At 73.4% G+C, this 18,137-nt stretch carries 17 protein-coding genes; 12 read left to right on the top strand and 5 right to left on the bottom strand.

Going from position 1 to position 18,137, the window contains the following annotated elements; translation table 11 throughout:
- Positions 1 to 426 precede the first annotated feature (426 nt).
- The 4 genes from ACFXMG_RS12145 (at position 427) to ACFXMG_RS12130 (ending at position 5,076) form a co-directional block, all read left to right on the top strand.
- Positions 427 to 1,686 carry an MFS transporter gene (locus ACFXMG_RS12145; protein WP_384338742.1) on the top strand — a complete coding sequence of 420 codons (1,260 nt, stop codon included), beginning with the start codon at positions 427 to 429 and terminating at the stop codon, positions 1,684 to 1,686.
- Between the two features lie 188 nt (positions 1,687 to 1,874).
- Complete coding sequence (locus ACFXMG_RS12140; RefSeq protein ID WP_383821907.1) at positions 1,875 to 2,630, top strand: ABC transporter permease; 756 nt, start codon at positions 1,875 to 1,877, stop codon at positions 2,628 to 2,630.
- Positions 2,631 to 2,805: 175 nt separating this feature from the next.
- Positions 2,806 to 4,305, top strand: coding sequence for a DHA2 family efflux MFS transporter permease subunit (locus ACFXMG_RS12135; protein WP_383821911.1), 1,500 nt, complete (start codon positions 2,806 to 2,808; stop codon positions 4,303 to 4,305).
- 87 nt (positions 4,306 to 4,392) lie between these two features.
- Positions 4,393 to 5,076 (top strand): hypothetical protein, encoded by a 684-nt coding sequence (locus tag ACFXMG_RS12130; RefSeq protein ID WP_383821914.1) that lies wholly within the window; start codon positions 4,393 to 4,395, stop codon positions 5,074 to 5,076.
- Positions 5,077 to 5,152: 76 nt separating this feature from the next.
- Here the strand turns inward: ACFXMG_RS12130 and ACFXMG_RS12125 are convergent, their stop codons facing one another.
- Entirely contained in the window at positions 5,153 to 6,319 is a 1,167-nt protein-coding gene (locus tag ACFXMG_RS12125; protein ID WP_383821917.1) for a S1 family peptidase, read from the bottom strand.
- A 196-nt stretch (positions 6,320 to 6,515) separates the two neighbouring features.
- Between ACFXMG_RS12125 and ACFXMG_RS12120 the strand changes: the two genes are divergently transcribed.
- From ACFXMG_RS12120 to ACFXMG_RS12100, 5 genes are all read left to right on the top strand, one after another.
- Positions 6,516 to 7,763, top strand: a complete 1,248-nt coding sequence (locus ACFXMG_RS12120) for an ABC transporter substrate-binding protein (protein WP_383821920.1) — start codon at positions 6,516 to 6,518, stop codon at positions 7,761 to 7,763.
- Between the two features lie 13 nt (positions 7,764 to 7,776).
- Entirely contained in the window at positions 7,777 to 10,629 is a 2,853-nt protein-coding gene (locus tag ACFXMG_RS12115) for an ATP-binding cassette domain-containing protein (protein ID WP_383821923.1), read from the top strand.
- Complete coding sequence (locus ACFXMG_RS12110) at positions 10,626 to 11,387, top strand: ABC transporter ATP-binding protein (RefSeq protein WP_383821926.1); 762 nt, start codon at positions 10,626 to 10,628, stop codon at positions 11,385 to 11,387. The genes ACFXMG_RS12115 and ACFXMG_RS12110 overlap by 4 nt, the downstream gene beginning before the upstream one ends.
- Positions 11,388 to 11,434: 47 nt before the next feature.
- A complete protein-coding gene (locus ACFXMG_RS12105) occupies positions 11,435 to 11,803 on the top strand; it encodes a low affinity iron permease family protein (RefSeq protein ID WP_383821929.1) in 369 nt (122 codons plus the stop codon).
- A gap of 73 nt (positions 11,804 to 11,876) precedes the next feature.
- The gene (locus ACFXMG_RS12100; RefSeq protein ID WP_383821932.1) at positions 11,877 to 13,472 is read left to right on the top strand and encodes a phospholipase D family protein; all 1,596 of its coding nucleotides are present in this window, start codon (positions 11,877 to 11,879) and stop codon (positions 13,470 to 13,472) included.
- A gap of 32 nt (positions 13,473 to 13,504) precedes the next feature.
- On the opposite strand, the gene ACFXMG_RS12095 is transcribed toward ACFXMG_RS12100, so the two are convergent.
- Genes ACFXMG_RS12095 through ACFXMG_RS12080 form a run of 4 tightly spaced genes read right to left on the bottom strand, consistent with a single transcriptional unit; the run spans position 13,505 to position 16,101 of the window.
- On the bottom strand, positions 13,505 to 14,047 hold the full coding sequence (locus tag ACFXMG_RS12095) for a flavin reductase family protein (RefSeq protein WP_383821935.1): 543 nt from the start codon (positions 14,045 to 14,047) through the stop codon (positions 13,505 to 13,507).
- Between the two features lie 2 nt (positions 14,048 to 14,049).
- On the bottom strand, positions 14,050 to 15,111 hold the full coding sequence (locus ACFXMG_RS12090) for an iron-containing redox enzyme family protein (RefSeq protein WP_383821938.1): 1,062 nt from the start codon (positions 15,109 to 15,111) through the stop codon (positions 14,050 to 14,052).
- Positions 15,108 to 15,416: a CDGSH iron-sulfur domain-containing protein gene (locus ACFXMG_RS12085; RefSeq protein WP_383821941.1), complete on the bottom strand. Its 309-nt coding sequence runs from the start codon at positions 15,414 to 15,416 to the stop codon at positions 15,108 to 15,110. The genes ACFXMG_RS12090 and ACFXMG_RS12085 overlap by 4 nt, the downstream gene beginning before the upstream one ends.
- Positions 15,400 to 16,101, bottom strand: a complete 702-nt coding sequence (locus ACFXMG_RS12080) for a HemK2/MTQ2 family protein methyltransferase (protein ID WP_383821993.1) — start codon at positions 16,099 to 16,101, stop codon at positions 15,400 to 15,402. Before ACFXMG_RS12080 ends, ACFXMG_RS12085 begins: the two co-directional genes overlap by 17 nt.
- 142 nt (positions 16,102 to 16,243) lie before the next feature.
- Between ACFXMG_RS12080 and ACFXMG_RS12075 the strand changes: the two genes are divergently transcribed.
- From ACFXMG_RS12075 to ACFXMG_RS12065, 3 genes are all read left to right on the top strand, one after another.
- Entirely contained in the window at positions 16,244 to 17,209 is a 966-nt protein-coding gene (locus tag ACFXMG_RS12075) for an LLM class F420-dependent oxidoreductase (protein ID WP_383821944.1), read from the top strand.
- A gap of 11 nt (positions 17,210 to 17,220) precedes the next feature.
- The gene (locus ACFXMG_RS12070) at positions 17,221 to 17,898 is read left to right on the top strand and encodes an HAD family hydrolase (protein WP_383821947.1); all 678 of its coding nucleotides are present in this window, start codon (positions 17,221 to 17,223) and stop codon (positions 17,896 to 17,898) included.
- A 63-nt stretch (positions 17,899 to 17,961) separates the two neighbouring features.
- Positions 17,962 to 18,135, top strand: a complete 174-nt coding sequence (locus ACFXMG_RS12065; protein WP_383821950.1) for a CsbD family protein — start codon at positions 17,962 to 17,964, stop codon at positions 18,133 to 18,135.
- Positions 18,136 to 18,137: the final 2 nt, after the last annotated feature.

Below are 18,137 nucleotides of genomic sequence, written 5' to 3'. Positions count from 1 at the left end.
CGGAGCCCGATACCGGCGGAGGACTACAGACGCCGGGCCGCTTCCACGCCGCCGTCCGCTTGCCTGCCGCTCCGGCCCGCAGAGCGTCGCCCATCCGGCCGGAATGTCGAATTCCAGGGGCCGGTGAGCGTGTTGGTCCTCGTGAGGGATGAGGGCGAGGAATGGGCCGGACTCTCATTCTCGAACGGATTGATCATCCGGGCTCGACCCTCCCATGAGGCATGGTGCGCTGGCAATGGGCGGGGTAGAGCGTAAGCGGCACCGGTGGGAAATGGCCACCCTGGTTTCCCGGGCGATGAACTTGTACGATCCAGCGCGAACTCACGGCCACCGCACTTGCTCTGTACCTGCTCCGAACCTGCTCTGTACCCGCTCTGTGCGCGCGCCGGAAAACCGTCGGTTGTCGAAGTCGTCCGGAGGCTTGCGCTGGAATCCGCCGCGCCCACTGCCGCGCAGACCGAGAAAGGCCGGGGCGGACACCCGCACCGGAACTTCCGTCTGCTGCTCGTCGGTGAGACCACCAGCAAGCTGGGCACCAGCGTGACGTCCGTCCTGCTGCCGCTCGTCGCCGTCACCACCCTCCACGCCTCGCCGTTCGTGATGGGGGTGCTCACCGCCGCGCCGTGGCTGCCGTGGCTGGTCATCGGGCTGCCGGCCGGCGCGTGGGTCGACCGGCTCCCGGCGCGCCGGGTGATGCTGGTGTGCAACGCCGTCTCCGTGGCGGTCTTCGTCAGCGTTCCGGCCACCTGGTGGCTGGGAGTCCTGACCATCGGGCACCTGCTCGCGGCCGCCCTGGTCGCCGGCACCGCCTCCGTCTTCTTCTCCACGGCCTACTCGGCCTATCTGCCCCAGTTGGTCCCCACGGAGGACCTGATGGGGCGGAACGCGCAGCTCCAGGCCGGTGACCAGGCGGCCAGGGTGGCGGGTCCCGGGCTCGGCGGGCTGATCGCCCAGACCGTGGGCAGCGTGCCGGGTCTGCTGCTCGACGCGGCCTCCTTCGTGGTGTCCTCGCTCTGTCTCCTCGCCATCCGCTCCGACGCGCCGCGCCCCGCCCCGGCGCCCCGCCGACGTCTGAGCCGTGAGATCGCCGACGGGCTGCGCTTCGTCGTCGGCGATCCGCTGGTCCGGGCGGTCACCGCGTTCGGCGCGGCGGTCAACCTGGCGATGGCCGGTTTCCAGGCCGTCCAGATCGTCTTTCTCGTACGGACGGTCGGCGTCGGCTCCGACACCCTCGGCTGGCTCGTCTCCTGCGGCGGTCTCGGCGGGGTGCTCGGCGGCCTCGTGGCCGGGCGGCTCGCCAAGCGCCTGGGCACGGCCCGCGCCCTGCTGGTCGTCCAGTTCACCGCCGCGCCCTTCGGCCTGCTGGCCGCGCTCACCGGCCCCGGGCCGAGGCTGGCGTTCTTCGTGCTCGGCACGGTCGTGCTGTTCGCCGGGGTCGTGGCCTGCAACGTCGTCATCGTCAGCTTCCGGCAGGCGTACTGCCCGGCCGAGATGCGCGGCCGCGTCACCGCGACCACCCTGTTCCTCAACTACAGCACCATTCCCGTGGGCGCCCTCCTGGCCGGCTCCCTCGCCTCCCTATTCGGCGCCCGCCCCACGATGTGGGTGGTGACCGCCGCCCTGGTGTCCGCCGGCGCATTCCTTCTCGTCACCCCTCTCCGCGGCCTCCGCGACCTACCTTCCTAGATTTCTGGCCAGAACAGCGGAAGGCCGAAATGCGCTGGATAGGGAACGGAATGCGCCAAGATCAAAACCCGGACCGAATTCATCCTTCCGAGGCGCGCCCATTCCAGCCAAAGTTTCACGACCAGTAATGAGGGCGAACGCCGAACGTCGTGCGCCGCCCGGCTCGCGCGTGATCGTAGGGTTGGCGCGTGCTTCTCGACGTGAACGTGACGTTTGCGGTGCTTCTGGCGGTTCTCCTCGCCCTCGCGGCCGGAGTGGTCACGGTCGCCCGGCTCGGTCGCCCCCGCGACACCCTCCTCGCCGGGGCCCGCGCCGCCGCGCAGCTCGTCGCGGTCTCCTTCGTGATCGGCTGGGTCGTCCGCGTCGTACCGCTGCTCCTCTGCTTCCTCCTGCTCATGTTCGCGGTCGCGGTGCGCACGGCGGGGCGGCGGGTCGTCCCGGCGCCGGGGCGCTCCTGGCCGTGGGTGGCGGTTCCGATCGCCGCCGGGGTCGTGCCCGTGGTCCTCGTCCTGCTCGCCACGGGAGTGGTACCCGTGCGGGGCATCGCGCTCGTGCCCGTCACCGGCATCCTCATCGGGGGCGCGCTCACCGCGACGGTGCTGGCCGGGCGCAGGGCGCTCGACGAGCTCGCGTCCCGCCGGGGCGAGGTGGAGGCGGGTCTCGCGCTGGGCCTGAGCGACCGGGAGGCCCGTATGGAGGTGGCGCGCACCGCCGCGGCCGACGCGCTCCTGCCGGGCATGGACCAGACGCGTACCGTCGGACTGGTCACCCTGCCGGGAGCCTTCGTGGGCATGCTCCTCGGAGGCGCGTCCCCGTGGGAGGCGGGCGCGGTGCAGCTCTTCGTCCTCGTCGCGCTGCTGCTCGTCCAGGCGGTCGCCGCCGCCCTCACCCTCGAACTCGTGGCCCGCGACCGCATCGTCCGCCCCGAACCCCCACTCCAGTGACGCCCCTTGACAGACGCACCCCCCTTCCCGCCCAAGCGGCGCCGGTCGAAAAAATGGCTTGAGCTCGGACGTCCGTACCGACAGGATCGGGGGACACCGATGAGTTCTTCCCTGCGCCCCGGTCTGACGATGTGACCTGCCACCTGCGGAGGACACTCACCTCACGGAAGGCGCCATGCACGCACCGCTCGTAACGCCCACCCTCTCGCCCGCACGCGTCACCGCCGTGCTGCGGATCCTCGTGCTGTCCACGTTCGTCGTCCTCCTCAACGAGACGATCATGGTCAACGCGATCCCGCGCCTCATGCGCGAGTTCGAGGTCACCGCGGCCGCCGCGGGCTGGCTGTCCACGGCCTTCATGCTCACCATGGCCGTCGTCATCCCCGTGACGGGATGGTTCCTCCAGCGTGTGACGACCCGGACCGCCTTCAGCCTCGCCATGGCCCTGTTCCTCGCCGGTACGGCCCTGGCCGCCGCCGCGCCCGTCTACTCCGTGCTGCTGGCCGCCCGCGTCATCCAGGCGAGCGGCACCGCCGTCATGATGCCGCTGCTCATGACGACGCTGATGACGCTGGTGCCCCCGCACGACCGGGGCCGTGTCATGGGCAACATCACCCTCGTCATCTCCGTCGCGCCCGCCCTCGGCCCCGCCGTCTCCGGCGTGCTGCTGGAGCTCGGGTCCTGGCGGCTGCTGTTCCTCGCCGTGCTGCCCATCGCCGCTGCCATGGCCGTCTTCGGCCGGCTCAAGCTGGTCGACATCGGCGAGCCGCAGGCCGGACCGATCGACTGGCTGTCCGTCCCCCTCGCGGCGGCGGGCTTCGGCGCGCTGGTCTACGGCCTGAGCGAGCTTGGCGCCGAGGACGCGGCGCGGGCCGCCGTGCCCCCGGCGGCCACGACGCTGGCCGGTGCCGTGCTGGTCGGCCTGTTCGTCTGGCGGCAGCTCTTCCTCCAGCGCTCCTCGACGCCCCTGCTGGATCTGCGCGCGCTGACCTTCCGTCACTTCTCCGTAGCGCTTGGCCTGATGTGCCTGTCCTTCATGGCTCTCATGGGCGCGTTCATCCTGCTGCCGATCTATTTGCAGGAGGTGTGCGGCCTGACCTCGTTGCAGACCGGGCTCCTGCTGATCCCCGGCGGTCTGACCATGGGCCTCCTCGGGCCGCAGGTCGGCAAGCTCTACGACCGCATCGGCGCGCCTCGCCTGGTCGTCCCCGGAGCCGCGCTGACCGCGCTGTGCCTCGCGCTGTTCGCCTTCGCGGGCGAGGACACCTCGCCGTGGCTGGTGCTCGTCCTCCACGTGGCCCTGAGCGCCGGCATGGCCTTCGTCTTCACCCCCGTCTTCACCTCCGGCCTGTCCGTCCTGCCGCCGCACCTCTACCCCCATGGCTCCGCCATCCTCGGCTCGCTCCAGCAGGTCGCGGCCGCCGCCGGCACCGCCCTCGTCATCAGCGTCATGTCGGGACAGGCCGTCTCGGCGGCGGCCGACGGGGCCGACGCGACCGGCGCGCTGGCCACCGGCATCCGCTGGGGATTCGGCGTCGGCGCCGTGATCGGCGCCGTCGCCGTGCTGATCGCGCTGCTGGTCCGCACCCCGCCCGCTCCCGAGCAGCCCGCCGAGCCGGAGTCCCCGGACGAGGACGGCACCACCACGCACAAGATCGCCCACACGCCCACCTGACGGAGTGGGGAGTGAGTACGCGTACTCACTCCCCACCCGGTGATCGCACCCATCCGCCGGGCGGCCCCGACCGCGTACGGTCCTCGCATGCCCGACGAGAACGTGCCCAGCACCACCACGCCCGACGCGCCCCGCTCCAGGGCCTCCTCCTGCCTCCTCGGCGCCCTGGGATGCGGCGGCGCCGCGCTCGTCGGCGTCCTCGCCCTGGTCGGCGTCCTCGCGTGGGGCTCGTGGGGGTCGACCGACTTCCCCCGCGTCGCACCCGAGGAGATGGCGGACCGGGCCCTCCAGCGTTCCCAGAAGGCGTACGAGGTCCTGGGCTTCGAGCGGACCATCGCACCCGGAGTCGAGGACATCGGCGTCAGCACGCAGAACACCCTCGGCTCCAGCTTCTGCTACGACGGGGGCCTGCTGGGGCTGGAGGACGAGACCATCGACGGCGCCTACTCGATGAGCCACAAGTGGGCGCTGGACCGCGTGCCGGAGAGCCAGGCCGTCCCCGGCCTCCGCCGTCTGCACCAGGCCCTCAAGGACGACGGCTGGAAGATCTCCTCCTACCGCGAGGGCGAGCAGGGCCGGGACTGGTCCCTGTTCGTCCAGCGGGACGGCGGCGACGAGCGGATGTCCTTCACCTGGTACGCGGACCGGGAGTACTTCTCCGGCGGCGCCAGCGTGCCCTGCGCCTACGACCCGGCGTGGACCGAGGGCGACCTCGGCCCCGCCGGTGAGGACGTGAACCCGCCCCCCTTCGGCCCGTCCCAGCGGGACTAGGGGCGCCGGCTGCCTGTCGGCGCGGCGGGTCCTTCCGGGCGGTGGCGCCCGGAAGGACCCGTTCGGCGTTCCGGGGTCAGGCGGTGTGGAGCCGGAGGCCGTAGCGGGTGAGGATCTCGTTGACCGGCTGGAACCACGTCTCGCCGCCGGAGGAGCAGTTGCCCCAGCCGCCGGAGGTGACGCCCTGGGCCTGGTCGCCGCTGATGAACGAGCCGCCGGAGTCGCCGCCCTCGGCACAGACGCTCGTCCTGGTCATCTGGTGGACGGCGCCCTGGCTGTAGTTGACCGTCTCGTTCTTGGCCAGGACCGTGCCGCAGCGCCAGTGCGTGGTCGAGCCGGAGCGGCAGATCGAGGCGCCCACCGGTGCCTCGGCCGAGCCGCGTACCAGCCGGTCGGGGATGGCGCCCCAGCCGAGGACCACGGGCACGGTCCACCAGCCGCTGTGGATCGAGACGTACGCGTAGTCGTCGCCGGGGAACGACGAGCCCTGGAAGGTGCCCATCGCGGAGCCGTCCCAGCCGCGCACCGCCGCGCCGGCCCGCCCGCAGTGCCCGGCCGTCACGAAGCCGCCGTGCACGGAGAAGCCGATCGAGCAGCGGACGTTGCCGGTGTAGTACGGGTCGCCGCCGACGGTGCCCGCCGCGTACGTACGGGGAGCCTGGTCCGTCTCGGCGACGGTGACGAGCCCGCCGGCCACGGCCCGGTCCACGAAGGCGCGGACGGCGGGGTGCTGCCGCTCGGCGCGGACGACGTCGACCACGACGCTGTTCGCCTTCGGGTCGACGTGCCAGCCGGCCACCCCCGCGGGTGCGCGCAGGCCGTCCAGGCGGGCCTTGGCGCGGTCCAGCGCGGCGGCGCTGTGCCGCACCAGCCGGGTGTCGGCGCCGAGGGACCGTACCTCCGCCTCCTCGGCGCGGTCGGTCACGGCGACGACGAGCCGGCCGCTCGCCGGGTCGAACCACGAACCGCCGTAGGCGGCGCCGGTACGCTCCCGGGCAGTCCTCTCCACCTCGGCGGCGGCCTTCTCCGCGCGCAGCCGCTCCTCGGCCCGGGCCGGGGTGAGCCCGAGGTCCCGGCTCATCGCGTCCAGCAGTCCGGCCGAGGCGGACGGCACAGCTGCGGGCCCCGGAAGCGGGGCGGCGCCCGCCGCGCCGGCGTGAGCGGCGCCCAGGCCGACCGTCAGGAGCAGGGCGGCGACGGCGGCGCGCAGAGGGGGCGTACGCAGGGGGGTGGTGCGTTTCACGGGACCTCCAGGTGTGGGGGAGCCAAACGCTGAGAGCGCTCTCAAGAGGTGCGCTCGACACGCTAGCGGGCCGGCCTTGTCAGGTCCATACCACCCGGCTACCCGTCCCCGCGCATACAGGAATTGACGATGCGTCAGTTATTGACGGTTCATCAGGTCAGTCACAGAATGCGGTCACCCGATGGAGGGATCGCCCGTGCCCCGACCCTTGCGCGTCCTCGCCGCCGCGTTGACCCTGCTCCTCGTCACCGCCTGCAACTCCGCCTCCACCGGCGGCAGCAGCCCGTCCTCCGTACGCGGAGTCACCGCCGACACGATCAAGGTCGGCGGCATCGTCTCCATGACGACCGCCAGCGGCTACTCCAAGAAGGACACCGACCTCGGCGCCCGCGCCCGCTACGACCGCGCCAACGCCGAGGGCGGGATCAACGGGCGGAAGATCGAGTACCTGGGGGCCGAGGACGACGGCCAGGACCCGTCCAGGAACCTGGCCGCGGCCCGCAAACTCGTCCAGCAGGAGCAGGTGTTCGCCGTCTCCCCGATGAGCTCCGTCACCTTCGCGGGCGCCGACTTCCTCGACGCCCAGAAGGTCCCGACGGTCGGCTGGGGCACGCTCCCCTCGTTCTGCGGACCGGCCCACATCTACGGCTTCAACGGCTGCCTCGTCCCGATGCCCGGCGGCACCCTCAACCAGACCTGGCCCGAGAGCCTCGCCTCCGTCCTCGGCGGCGCCCAAGGCAAGTCCGTCGCCCTCATCGCGGGCGACAACGACGCCGGAAAGTTCGGCATCCGCACCTTCACCCAGGGCTTCAAGGCCGCCGGCTTCCAGGTCGCGTACGCCAAGGCCGTGGTGCCCGCGACCTCGATGCCCAGCGACTGGTCGGCGTACACCAAGGAGATCCTCCGCTCCGGCCCCGCCGGCGGAGCGCCCGACGCCGTGATCTCCGTGATGCAGACCCCGTACAACATCGGCCTGTTCACCGCGCTCAAGCGCTCCGGCTACCGGGGGCTCATCTCCGACCCGACGGACTACGACCCCGGGCTGCTCGCCAAGGACGCGACGAAGCAGGCCCTCGACGGCGTGCACGTCCTGCTCCAGTTCCAGCCCTTCGAGGCGGACACCCCCGCCATGCGCCAGTTCAAGGAGGACGTCAAGAAGGCCGCCGGCGGCCAGGAAGTCCCCCTGAACATGCACATGCTCACCGGGTACATGAGCGCCGACCTCTTCCTCTCCATCGCCGCGAAGGCCGGCAAGGACCTCACCGTCGAGTCCTTCCAGAAGGCCGCCGACGGCTTCTCCGACACCGGCACCCTCGTGGGCGACCGCGCCCTGCCCAAGGGCAAGAAGGAGAGCTTCGGCTGCGGGGCGCTCGTCCGGCTGAAGGACGGCCGGTACGAGGTGGCGGTGCCCTTCAAGTGCTACCCGCCGATCCCCTTCGGCTGAGGAGGCACGTCACGTGGGTGACCTGCTGGGCTTCGTCCTGAGCGGGCTGGTCTCGGGCGCGCTGTACGCGCTGCTCGCGACCGGCCTCGTCCTCTCCTACTCCGCCTCCGGCCTCTTCAACTTCGCGCACGGCGCCACCGCCTACCTGTGCGCCCTGGCGTTCTACGAGCTCCACTCCGGCTTCGGCTGGCCGGCCGTCCCCACCGCCCTGCTCCTGGTGTTCGTGGTGGCGCCCGGCCTCGGCTGGGCCCTGGACCGGCTGATGTTCAGAAAGCTGGCCAGGGTCGGGGAGACGGCGCAGATCGTCGCCACCATCGGCCTGCTGGTCGCGCTGCCCGCGGCCGGACTGTGGCTGGTCGAGCTCCTGGAGCGGGCCGGCGCCCCCGTCCAGCCCGCCGAGAACCAGTTCGGCCTGCCGGGCGTCGGGCCCAGCCCCGCCGTGTCCTGGCAGCCGCTGGACGGCGTCGGCATCGACTCCGACCAGCTGATCACCTGGATCGCCACCGCCCTCGCGGCGGCCGCCTTGTGGGTCCTCATGCGGCACACCCGGCTCGGCCTGCGCCTGCGGGCGGCCGTCGACGACCGCACGCTCACCGAACTGCGGGGCATCAGCGCGGACCGGCTGTCCTCGATCGCCTGGATGCTGTCGTCCGGCCTCGCGGGCCTCGCCGGTGTCCTGGCGACCCCGCTCCTCGGGCTCTCCGCGCACGACTACACGCTGTTCCTGTTCGTCTCGGCCACCGCCGCGGTCCTCGGCCGGTTCCTGTCGGTGCCGCTCGCCTTCGCGGGCGGCCTCGGGCTCGGGGTGCTGCAAAACCTGGTGGCGGGGTACGCGTCGTTCACCGACGACATCACCGGATTCCGTACCGCCGTCCCCTTCCTCATCCTCTTCGCCGGGCTCGTGATCCTGGTGCGGCGGCAGCGCGCGGCGGGCACGGCCGCCGCGGACCCGCCCCCGGTCGACTACCTCGCCGGACAGGGATGGGGCCGCCGCTGGGGCGCGTGGGTGGTGGCGGGCGTCCTGCTCGGCGCGGCGTTCTACACGGTCACCACACCCTTCTGGAGCGGGATCCTCGCCCAAGGACTCGCCATCGGGCTCGTCTTCATGTCGTTCACCGTCGTCACCGGCCTCGGCGCGATGGTGTCCCTCGCCCAGGCGACCTTCGTGACCGGCGCGGCCCTCGTCGCGGGACTGCTGATGAGCCACGGCTGGCCCTTCGTCGCCGCCGCGGCGGTCGGCACGGCGGCGGCGGCCCTGCTCGGCGCGGTGGTCGCGCTCCCCGCCCTGCGGCTCGGCGGCCGATCACTGGCCCTGGCCACCCTGGCCCTCGCCTTCCTCGCGGACCAGGTCCTCTTCCAGATCGGCTGGCTGCGCAACGGCGACACCGGATGGGAGATCCCGCGACCCGTCGCCGGCCCCGTGGACCTCGGCGACGACCGGGCCCTGGGCCTCGCCCTCGTCCTGCTCAGCGCCGTGGCCGTCGCCGCGCTGACCTGGCTGCGCGGCTCCCGCTGGGGCCGCGCCATGCTGGCGGTCCGCTCGGCCCCCGACGCCGCCGCGGCCTCGGGCGTGTCCGTGGTACGCACGAAACTCCTGCTCTTCACGGTGTCGGCGGGCCTCGCGGGCCTCGGAGGCGTGCTCTACGCCTCGTACAACACCCGCATCACGGCCACCGACTTCACGGCGATGACGGGCCTGGTGTGGCTGGCGGTCGTCGTCGCGGCGGGCGTCCGCAGACCGCAGTTCGCGGTCGTCGCCGGACTGGTCTTCGCGGTCGTCCCTCATCTGATGACGGAGTACGTGACGGAGTCCGCCCACCTGCCGGTGATCCTCTTCGGCCTGGCCGGCCTCGCCCTCGCCAACGACCCCGACGGCTACTGCGCCGCACTGCCGTCGAGACGAGCGGCCCGGCGCGGGGCCGCGGAAGCGGCGAAGACCCGGGCCACCACGCCGCTCCGGCCCGCCCCGCCGGGGGCGGTTCCGCCACCACGGCCTTCGGCGGATCCGGACGGCGGCGGCGCCGCCCCGGGCCTCGCCTCGGGAACGGGCAGTGGACCGGGCGAAGCCGCGACCGCAAGGGGCAGCGGATCAGGCGACGCCGTGCCCGCAGCGGGCAGCGAAACGGGCGGCGCCGTGCCCGCAACGGCCAGCGCGCCGGGCGGCGTCGTCGCCGCGCTCGAACTCAGCGGCGTACACGCCGGATACGGTGGCGCTTCCGTCCTGCGCGGCGTGGATCTCGTGGTGCGCGGCGGCGAGGCGCTGGTGCTGCTCGGGCCCAACGGGGCCGGGAAGTCGACGCTCTGCCGGGTGGCGGCGGGCCTGCTGCGCCCGGCCGAGGGGCTCGTACGGGTACGCGGGGAGGACGCCACCCGCGACGCGGCGGTCGCCCGCGCGCGGCGCGGGGTCCGGCTGGCCCCCGAGGGCCGGGGGATCTTCGCCGGGCTCACCATCGAGGAGAACCTGGCCCTTCAGCTGACGGAAGCCGAGGACCGCGATGCCGTGTACACGCGGTTCCCCGCGCTCGCCGCCCGCCGCACCGTCGTCGCCGGCTCCCTGTCGGGCGGCGAGCAGCAGCTCCTCGCCCTCGCCCCGCTCCTCCAGCGGCCACCGGCCGTCCTGGTCGCCGACGAGCCGTCCCTCGGGCTCGCCCCGCGCGTCGTGGACGAGGTCTTCCACCTCCTGACCGAACTGCGCGGACGCGGCACCGCGCTGGTCCTCGTCGAGGAGAAGGCGGCCGAGGCGCTCGGCATCGCCGACACCGTCGCGTACCTCGCCCAGGGCGAGATCGCCTGGTCAGGACCCCGGTCCGCCGTGGACCGCGACCGCCTCGCCGAGGCGTACCTGGGGACGGGAGCCCGCCCATGAGCGACCCACTGCTCCACGCGAGCGGGATCGACGTCCGCTTCGGCGGCGTCCACGCCCTGCGCGGCGTGACCGTCTCCGTACGCCCCGGAGAGATCTGCGGCCTCATCGGGCCGAACGGCGCGGGCAAGACGACGCTCTTCGACGTGCTGTCGGGGATGCGGCGGCCGGACGCGGGAGCGATCGCGTACGACGGCACGGACATCACCCGCCGGCCCCCGGCCTGGCGCGCCCGGCACGGCATCCGGCGCACCTTCCAACGCCAGCAGCTCTTCGGCCAGTTGACCGTCGCGGACAACCTCGTCGTCGCCCAGGACTGGCGGGGCGGACTCCGGCCCGGGGCGCGCCGCCACCAGGAGCGGGCCGCCGCCGTGCTCCACGCGTGCGGAGTCGACGCGCTCGCCGGCACGTACGCGGGGGGCCTGCCCGTCGGACAGGCCCGCATGGTCGAGCTGGCCCGCGCGCTCGCCGACCCGCCCCGGGTCCTCCTCCTGGACGAACCCGCGTCCGGGACGACGGCCGAGGAGCGCCGGCGGCTCGCCGCCGTCATCCGCCGAACGGCCGAGGAGGAGCACTGCGCGGTGCTGCTCGTCGAGCACAACGTGGCCTTCGTGATGGAGCTGTGCTCGCGCGTCGTGGTGCTCGACCTCGGCCGGGTCCTCACCGAGGGGACACCGGCCGAGGTCCACGCCCACCCGGCGGTACGGGAGGCGTACCTCGGCTCCTCCTCCGGCGAGGGGGCGCCCGGTCCGGCGTCCTGACCGCTCCGGCGAGGTGCGGTCCGGGCCCCCCTGCGGTACCACGGAGTATGACCCTGGAGCATCCTTCCGAACGGGGAAGCAAAGGACGAGGCGCGTTCGAGCGCCTCGCGGAGCGGGCGTCGAACCTGACGAGCTCCCCCTTGTTCTTCTCGTTCTGTCTGCTGCTCGTCGTCGCCTTCATCGCGGTCCACGCGGCGGGGCTGCCAGTCAGCTGGCAGATTCTCGTCGCCGACACCATGGTGTCGGTGACCCTGCTGCTCCTGGCCCTCCTCAAGAACGCCGAGCGGCGGGCGGAGCGCGCCATCCAGCGCAAGCTCGACGCGATCGCGATGGCGCTCCTGGAGGAACGCCAACGGACGACCGGCGAGGTGTACGACTCCCTGGAGGAGGCCATCGGCATGGAGGAGGAGACCTGAGACGCGAACCGCCCCGGAGTGGGAGGCTGAAAGGTGAGGGTGCCGACGAGGGGGTGCTTGGAGGGCCGACGACGTGACACGCGCGGAGTGGCTTCTGACGCCCGGCGAACGCGGCAACCCCGCCACTCGCCTGGACACCCGCCACCAGGACGGGAACGCCTGGTCCGAGGGGAATCAGGCACGCGCCCTGGTGCACGGCTCCACGTACTTCCAGGAACTTCTGGAGGGCATTCGCGGCCTGCGCGCCGGAGACCTGGTCCTGTTCACCGACTGGCGCGGCGACCGCGACGAGCGGCTCGGCGGCCCGGGCACCGAGATCGGCACGGTGCTGCGGGAGGCGGCCCTGCGCCACGTCGTCGTGAAGGGGCTGCTGTGGCGCTCCCACCTGGACGGTCTCCGGTTCAGCGAGGAGGAGAACCGCCGCCTCGGCGCCGAGATCGAGGAGGCGGGCGGCGAGTGCCTGCTCGACATGCGGGTCCGGCCCGGAGGCTCGCACCACCAGAAGCTGGTGGTGCTGCGGCACGCCGGCCGCCCCGAGCTGGACGTCGCGTACGTCGGCGGCATCGACCTCTGCCGGAACCGCAACGACGACGCCGGCCACTCCGGCGACCGCCAGTCCCTGCCCCTGGCCGCCGCCTACGGACCGCACCCGCCCTGGCACGATGTGCAGCTCGCCCTGCGCGGCCCGGTCGTCGGCGACGTCGAGGCCGTGTTCCGCGAACGCTGGGAGGACCCCGCCCCGCTCAGCCGCAGCCCCGCCACCCGCCTGCGCGCGCTGATGCACCGGGAGGACACCGTCGCGGACCACCTGCCGCCCCAGACCTCCGACCCCGAGCCGCGCGGCACGCACACCGTGCAACTGCTGCGGACGTACCCGAACCGGCTCCTGCGCGGCTATCCCTTCGCCCCCGACGGGGAACGGAGCATCGCGCGGGGATACCTCAAGGCGCTGATCCGGGCCCGCGCCCTGATCTACGTCGAGGACCAGTACCTGTGGTCACCCAGGGTGGTCGCCTGCTTCGCCCGCGCCCTCGCCAGACACCCGCGCCTGCTGATGATCGGCGTCATCCCCACGATCCCAGACCAGGACGGCCGGATCACCCGGCCCATGAACCTGGTCGGGAGGATCACGGCCCTGGACGAGCTGCGCCGCGCGGGCGGCGACCGGGTCGCGGTCTACGGCCTGGAGAACCACGCCGGGACCCCCGTGTACGTCCACGCCAAGGTGTGCGTGATCGACGACGTGTGGGCCTCCGTGGGCTCCGACAACATCAACCTCCGCTCGTGGACCCACGACTCCGAACTCAGCTGCGCTGTCGTCGACGAGAGCCTGGACCCGCGGCAGCCGACCGACCCCGGAGGACTCGGCGACGGGGCGCGCGTCTTCGCCCGAGAGCTGCGCCTGGGCCTGATGCGTGAGCACCTGGACGGGCGGGGCACCGCGCTGTGCGACCCCGCGTCCGCGTTCGGCGCCTTCGCCGAGGCCGCCGCCGCGCTCGACGCCTGGCACGAGTCCGGCCGCACCGGCCCCCGCCCGGCGGGCCGCCTGCGCCGGTACACACCGCCGGACCTGTCCGGTACGCAGCGGATGCTGGCGGCGCCTCTGCACAGGGTTCTGGTGGACCCGGACGGCCGCCCGATGCGGTTGCGGCGCCGCAACGCGTTCTGACCGCCAGACGGGCAGACCTCCAGGCCGACGCGTCAGGTGGGGCGGTCGTCGGCCGCGTGCCCCGCCGAGAGGTCCGCTACGTCGCTGAACCGGAGCAGTGGCGGCCTCACCGGGCCGGGCGGGCTCTGGGCGACGGGGGCGAGCAGGAAGCCGACGTGGTCGCCCCCGTCGACGCGTCGGGCGAGCAGGAAGCCGACGTGGTCGCCCCCGTCGACGCGTCCCTGGACCCGGCCGACGAGCCACGCGCAGGCGTCGTCCAGTACCGGTGCTCCGCCCGCTCCCGGCCGCCAGGCCACCCTCTCGAACTTGTCGATGTCGTCGCCGGTCCGCCCGCCGAACAGCTCGGCGACCTGCTGCTGGTCGGGTCGCAGGGCGTGCACGGCGAGGTGGGAGGCATGGCGGGCGACGCGGTACGTGCGGTTGGCGACGGAGAGCCACACCATGAAGCGGGGCGGGTCGATCGAGCACTGGGACGCGAAGCCCACCAGGCAGCCGCCCCGCTCGCCGTCCGCCGCCGCGGTGACGGCGTACATCGGGTAGTCGAGCACGCCGGTGAAGCCGTCGAGGTCGGCCACGGTCACTCCTCAGGCCGCGGGGGAGTGGGCGGGGGCGGGTCCAGGGGGCTCCGGAGCGCCGAGTGCCCGGCCGACCACGCCGCGCGGAGGTGGGCGCCGAGCCGGTCCTCCAGGAGGACGGTGGCCGCGCACCCGAAGGCGATGTCCGGCTCCAGCGCGGGTTCGGCATCGAGGAGACCGCCGACGACCTCACGGCGTACGACCTGTTCGTGGACGGCGTCCGCTTCCACGTGCTCGGTGTAGAAGCGCTCGGCGGCGGGCCCCGCGCCGCAGCGCCGCATCGCCGCGGCGAGTCTCCGGGCGCCGGGCGGGGAGGTGATCTCGACGCAGGCGAAGTGGCCGACGAGCGCCCCGCGCAGGGCCCGGTGGAGCCCGAGGAGGGACATGAGGTTGACGGTGGCGAGCAGCGGGGCGGGGGCGTGGTCCAGATAGTGGCCGTAGGCCGGATCCAGGCCGAGGTCGGTCATGAGCTCCGCGTAGAGCCGCGCGTGGACGCGGTCGGCCCGACCGGCGCCGAACTCGTCGTACTCGACGGCGGCCATCGCGGCCTTGGCCCGGCCGGTCAGCCGGGGGACGACCCAGACGTGCGGGTCCGCCTCCTTGAGGTGGTAGAGGGAGCGCAGGGCGGCGTACTCGCGCAGCTGCCACAGCTCGCCCTCGGTCTCCAGGTAGTGGCTGACGCTGTCGGCCGGATCCGCCTGTTCGACGAGCAGCGGGGCGAAGGCGTCCTCGACGGACCGGGGCGCGTCGGGGAGCGCGGTGCGCAGCGCGTGGAGGAAGAGGTTCTCCGACTCCCGCCGCAGGCGCAGCAGGTCCGGGTCCCACTCGCGGTCGTCGCCGACGCCCTCGAAGCCCCGGTAGTGGAGTTCGTACAGCAGGTAGAGGGCGAGCTGGAGGTCGTCTCCCCAGGGGTCCGCCCTGCGGACGCTGGCCTCGGTGTACGCGGGTGGCCGGTCGCTCCGCAGCGCCCGTTCCACGGCGCCCGACAGGTCGCCCCGCGCCGCGACGAGGCGGGGTCCGGTGGTGGTCTCCGGGGCGGTCGGGCCGGGAGGGGGAGGGGTCATCGGGGGCTCCTGTCCTCGGTGCGCGCGGCGGCTCGCCCGCGGGACCGGTGGCTGGTGTCGCACCAGGGGTACGTCCGGCTGCGGCGGCACGTGCAGACCGCGACCACGAACCGGTCGGACCGGGCGAGGGTCCCGTCGGGCAGCACGATCTCCACGGGGCCCTCGACCAGGATCGGGCCCTGCGGATCGACGGTCATCCGGCGGGCGGGCCGCGAGGGGACCGGCGGGGTCGCGGAGGGGGTGGGTGCTTCGGCGGGCGCCGGGGGGAGGGCGCCCGGCGGCGTACGGTCAGGGGTGCGCGGCACGGATGATCACCAGTTCCTCGCGCTCGTCGCCGTTGGCGTCGCCGTCGCCCGCCAGGCCCTGCGCGCGCAGCCAGGCCCGCCGCGCCCGCAGGACCGGGCCCCACGGGACGGAGGCGCGCGCCGTCACCTCGGCGGTCAGCCCGCCCGCCTCCAGACGGGCCACGGTGGCCGGCGGGCCGCACATCCCGGAGTGCACCATCAGCAGGACGCCTCCGGGCCGCAGCAGGTCCGGCGCGCACGCGCAGACGCGGTCGATGACGCTCCGCCCGTCGGGTCCGGCGTCCCAGGCGCGGGCGGCCCCGTGCGACGGCGGCCGGGCGCGCGCCGAGGGCACGTACGGCGGGTTGGTGAGGACGACGTCGAAGCGCCGGCCGCGGGTGCGGGCCGCGAAGTCGCCGTGCATCACTCTGAGGGGCAGCCGCTGCCGGAAGGCGTTCAGACCGGCCGCGACGACGGCGGGCCACGAGACGTCGACGGCTTCGACCCGGGCTCCGGTCCGTGCGGCGGACAGCGCGAGGGCACCCGTTCCGGTGCCGATGTCCAGGACGTCGGTGTCGGCGTCCACCCGCTCCTGGGACAGGGCCTCCGCGAGCAGCCAGGTGTCGGTTCCCGGGCGGTAGACGCCGGGCAGGGCGATGAGCCGTCCGGGAAGCGTGGCGAAGCCGAGAGCCGTAGGGGGCACCAGGGGGCCTCCGGATCTCTGGGGGCGTGGGTGCGGGAGGAGACGAAAACTCCTCGCTCCATTGTGGCGCGAAGGCACCTCGTCCGCTTGTGCGGCGCGTCCGCGCGCCGGGCCGGGTGCGGGAAGGCGTGGCAAGGTGGTGGATATGGCGCTTTTCGGATACACGATGATGACCGAACAGGCCGGTCCCCGCGAACTGGTCGCCCACGCGGTGGGCGCCGAGAGGGCGGGTTTCGACTTCTCCGTCATCTCCGACCACTCGTTTCCCTGGCTGGAGTCGCAAGGGCACGCGCCGTACGCGTGGAGCGTGCTCGGCGCCGCCGCGCAGGCCACGTCCACGCTGCCGCTCATGACCTTCGTGACCTGCCCGACCTTCCGGTACCACCCGGTAGTGATCGCCCAGAAGGCCGCGACGATGCAGATCCTGTCCGGGGGCCGCTTCCGGCTCGGCCTCGGCTCGGGCGAGAACCTCAACGAGCACGTCGTCGGCACCGGTTGGCCCGCGGCCCCGGTGCGCCTGGCGATGCTCGAAGAGGCCACGGGCATCATCCGTGCCCTGCTGGCGGGCGACACGGTCAGTCACCGGGGCCCTCACTTCGCCGTCGACAACGCCCGCCTCTGGGACCTCCCCGAGGATCCCCCGCCGATCGGCATCGCGGCCTCCGGCGAGCGCTCCTGCCGCCTCGCCGGCCGGTACGGGGACCTGCTGATCGCCACCGAACCCCGCCGGGAGCCGCTGGAGGCGTTCGACCGGCATGGCGGGGCGGGCAAGCCGCGCATCGGCCAGCTGCCCGTCTGTTACGACCCCGACCGCGACGCGGCCGTCGCGCGGGCGCACGACCAGTTCCGCTGGGCCCTCGGCGGCTGGCCGGTGAACGCGGAACTCCCCGGACCCGCCGCCTTCGCCCAGGCTTCGGCGCACATCCGGCCCGAGGACGTGGCGGACGCCATCCCCTGCGGAAAAGACGTCCAGACGTTCGTCGAGGCGGTACGCCCGTTCCACGACGCGGGGTTCACCGAGATCGCCCTCATCCAGATCGGCGGCGACCAGCAGGAGCCCTTCCTCCACTGGGCGCGCGCCGAACTCCTCCCCGCCCTGCGGGAACTGTGAGGAGGGCGGCCATGGACCGCGCCGCGCTCTTCGACATCGACGGCACCCTCACCGACACCAACTACCTCCACGTGGTGGCGTGGTGGGAGGCGCTGCGCCAGTCCGGGCACCAGGTGCCGATGCACTCCGTCCACCGGGCGATCGGCCTTCCCGGCGAGGATCTGCTCGACCACCTCCTCGGAGACGACCACGACCACGAAGAGGACGACCGCCTCGGCGCCGCGCACGACTCCCTGTACGCCACCTGGTTCGACCGCCTGCCCGCCCTGGCGTCCGTCGCCGACCTGCTGCGCACCCTGGCCGCCGGCGGCTGGCGGGTCGTCCTCGTCACCTCGGCGCGGGACCGCGAACTCTCGGCCCTGCGCCGGGCCATCGACGCCGACGACGCCATCGCCGAGACGACGACCGCCGATGACGTGGAGGAGGGCAAACCCGCGCCGGAACCCGTCCGGAACGCCCTCCGGCTGGCCCAGGTGGCACCCGAGCGAGCCGTCTTCGTCGGCGACACCGTGTGGGACATGGAGGCCGCCACTCGCGCCCGGGTGACCGCCGTCGGCCTCCTCTGCGGCGGCATCCCCCGGGCCGACCTGGAAGAGGCCGGCGCCACCGCCGTCTACCGCGACCCGGCCGACCTGCTGGCCCGCCTCGCCTCCAGCCCGTTCGCCGCCGGAGGGCTTCCGGGGGTTTAGCGGTCCGGATGACGGTCAGAAGCGATATGTACCGTGTTATCTGATTCGAGGGAGTGGTCGGTAATGTCGGGTAAGGAAAAGAGCCGCGCCAAGGCCGAGCAGGCCAAGGGCAAGCTCAAGGAGACGACAGGTCGTGCGGTGGGCAACGAGAGCATGACCGCCGAGGGGCGTGGCGAGAAGGCCAAGGGGCACGCCCGCCAGGCCAAGGAGAAGATGAAGGACGTCTTCAAGAGCTGACA

It is taken from the genome of Streptomyces sp. NPDC059201 (genome assembly GCF_042754585.1).
In the GTDB taxonomy this organism is placed as follows: Bacteria; Actinomycetota; Actinomycetes; order Streptomycetales; family Streptomycetaceae; genus Streptomyces.
The sequence above is the reverse complement of the archived record's forward strand: the minus strand, read 5'-3'. Positions and strand labels throughout refer to the sequence as shown.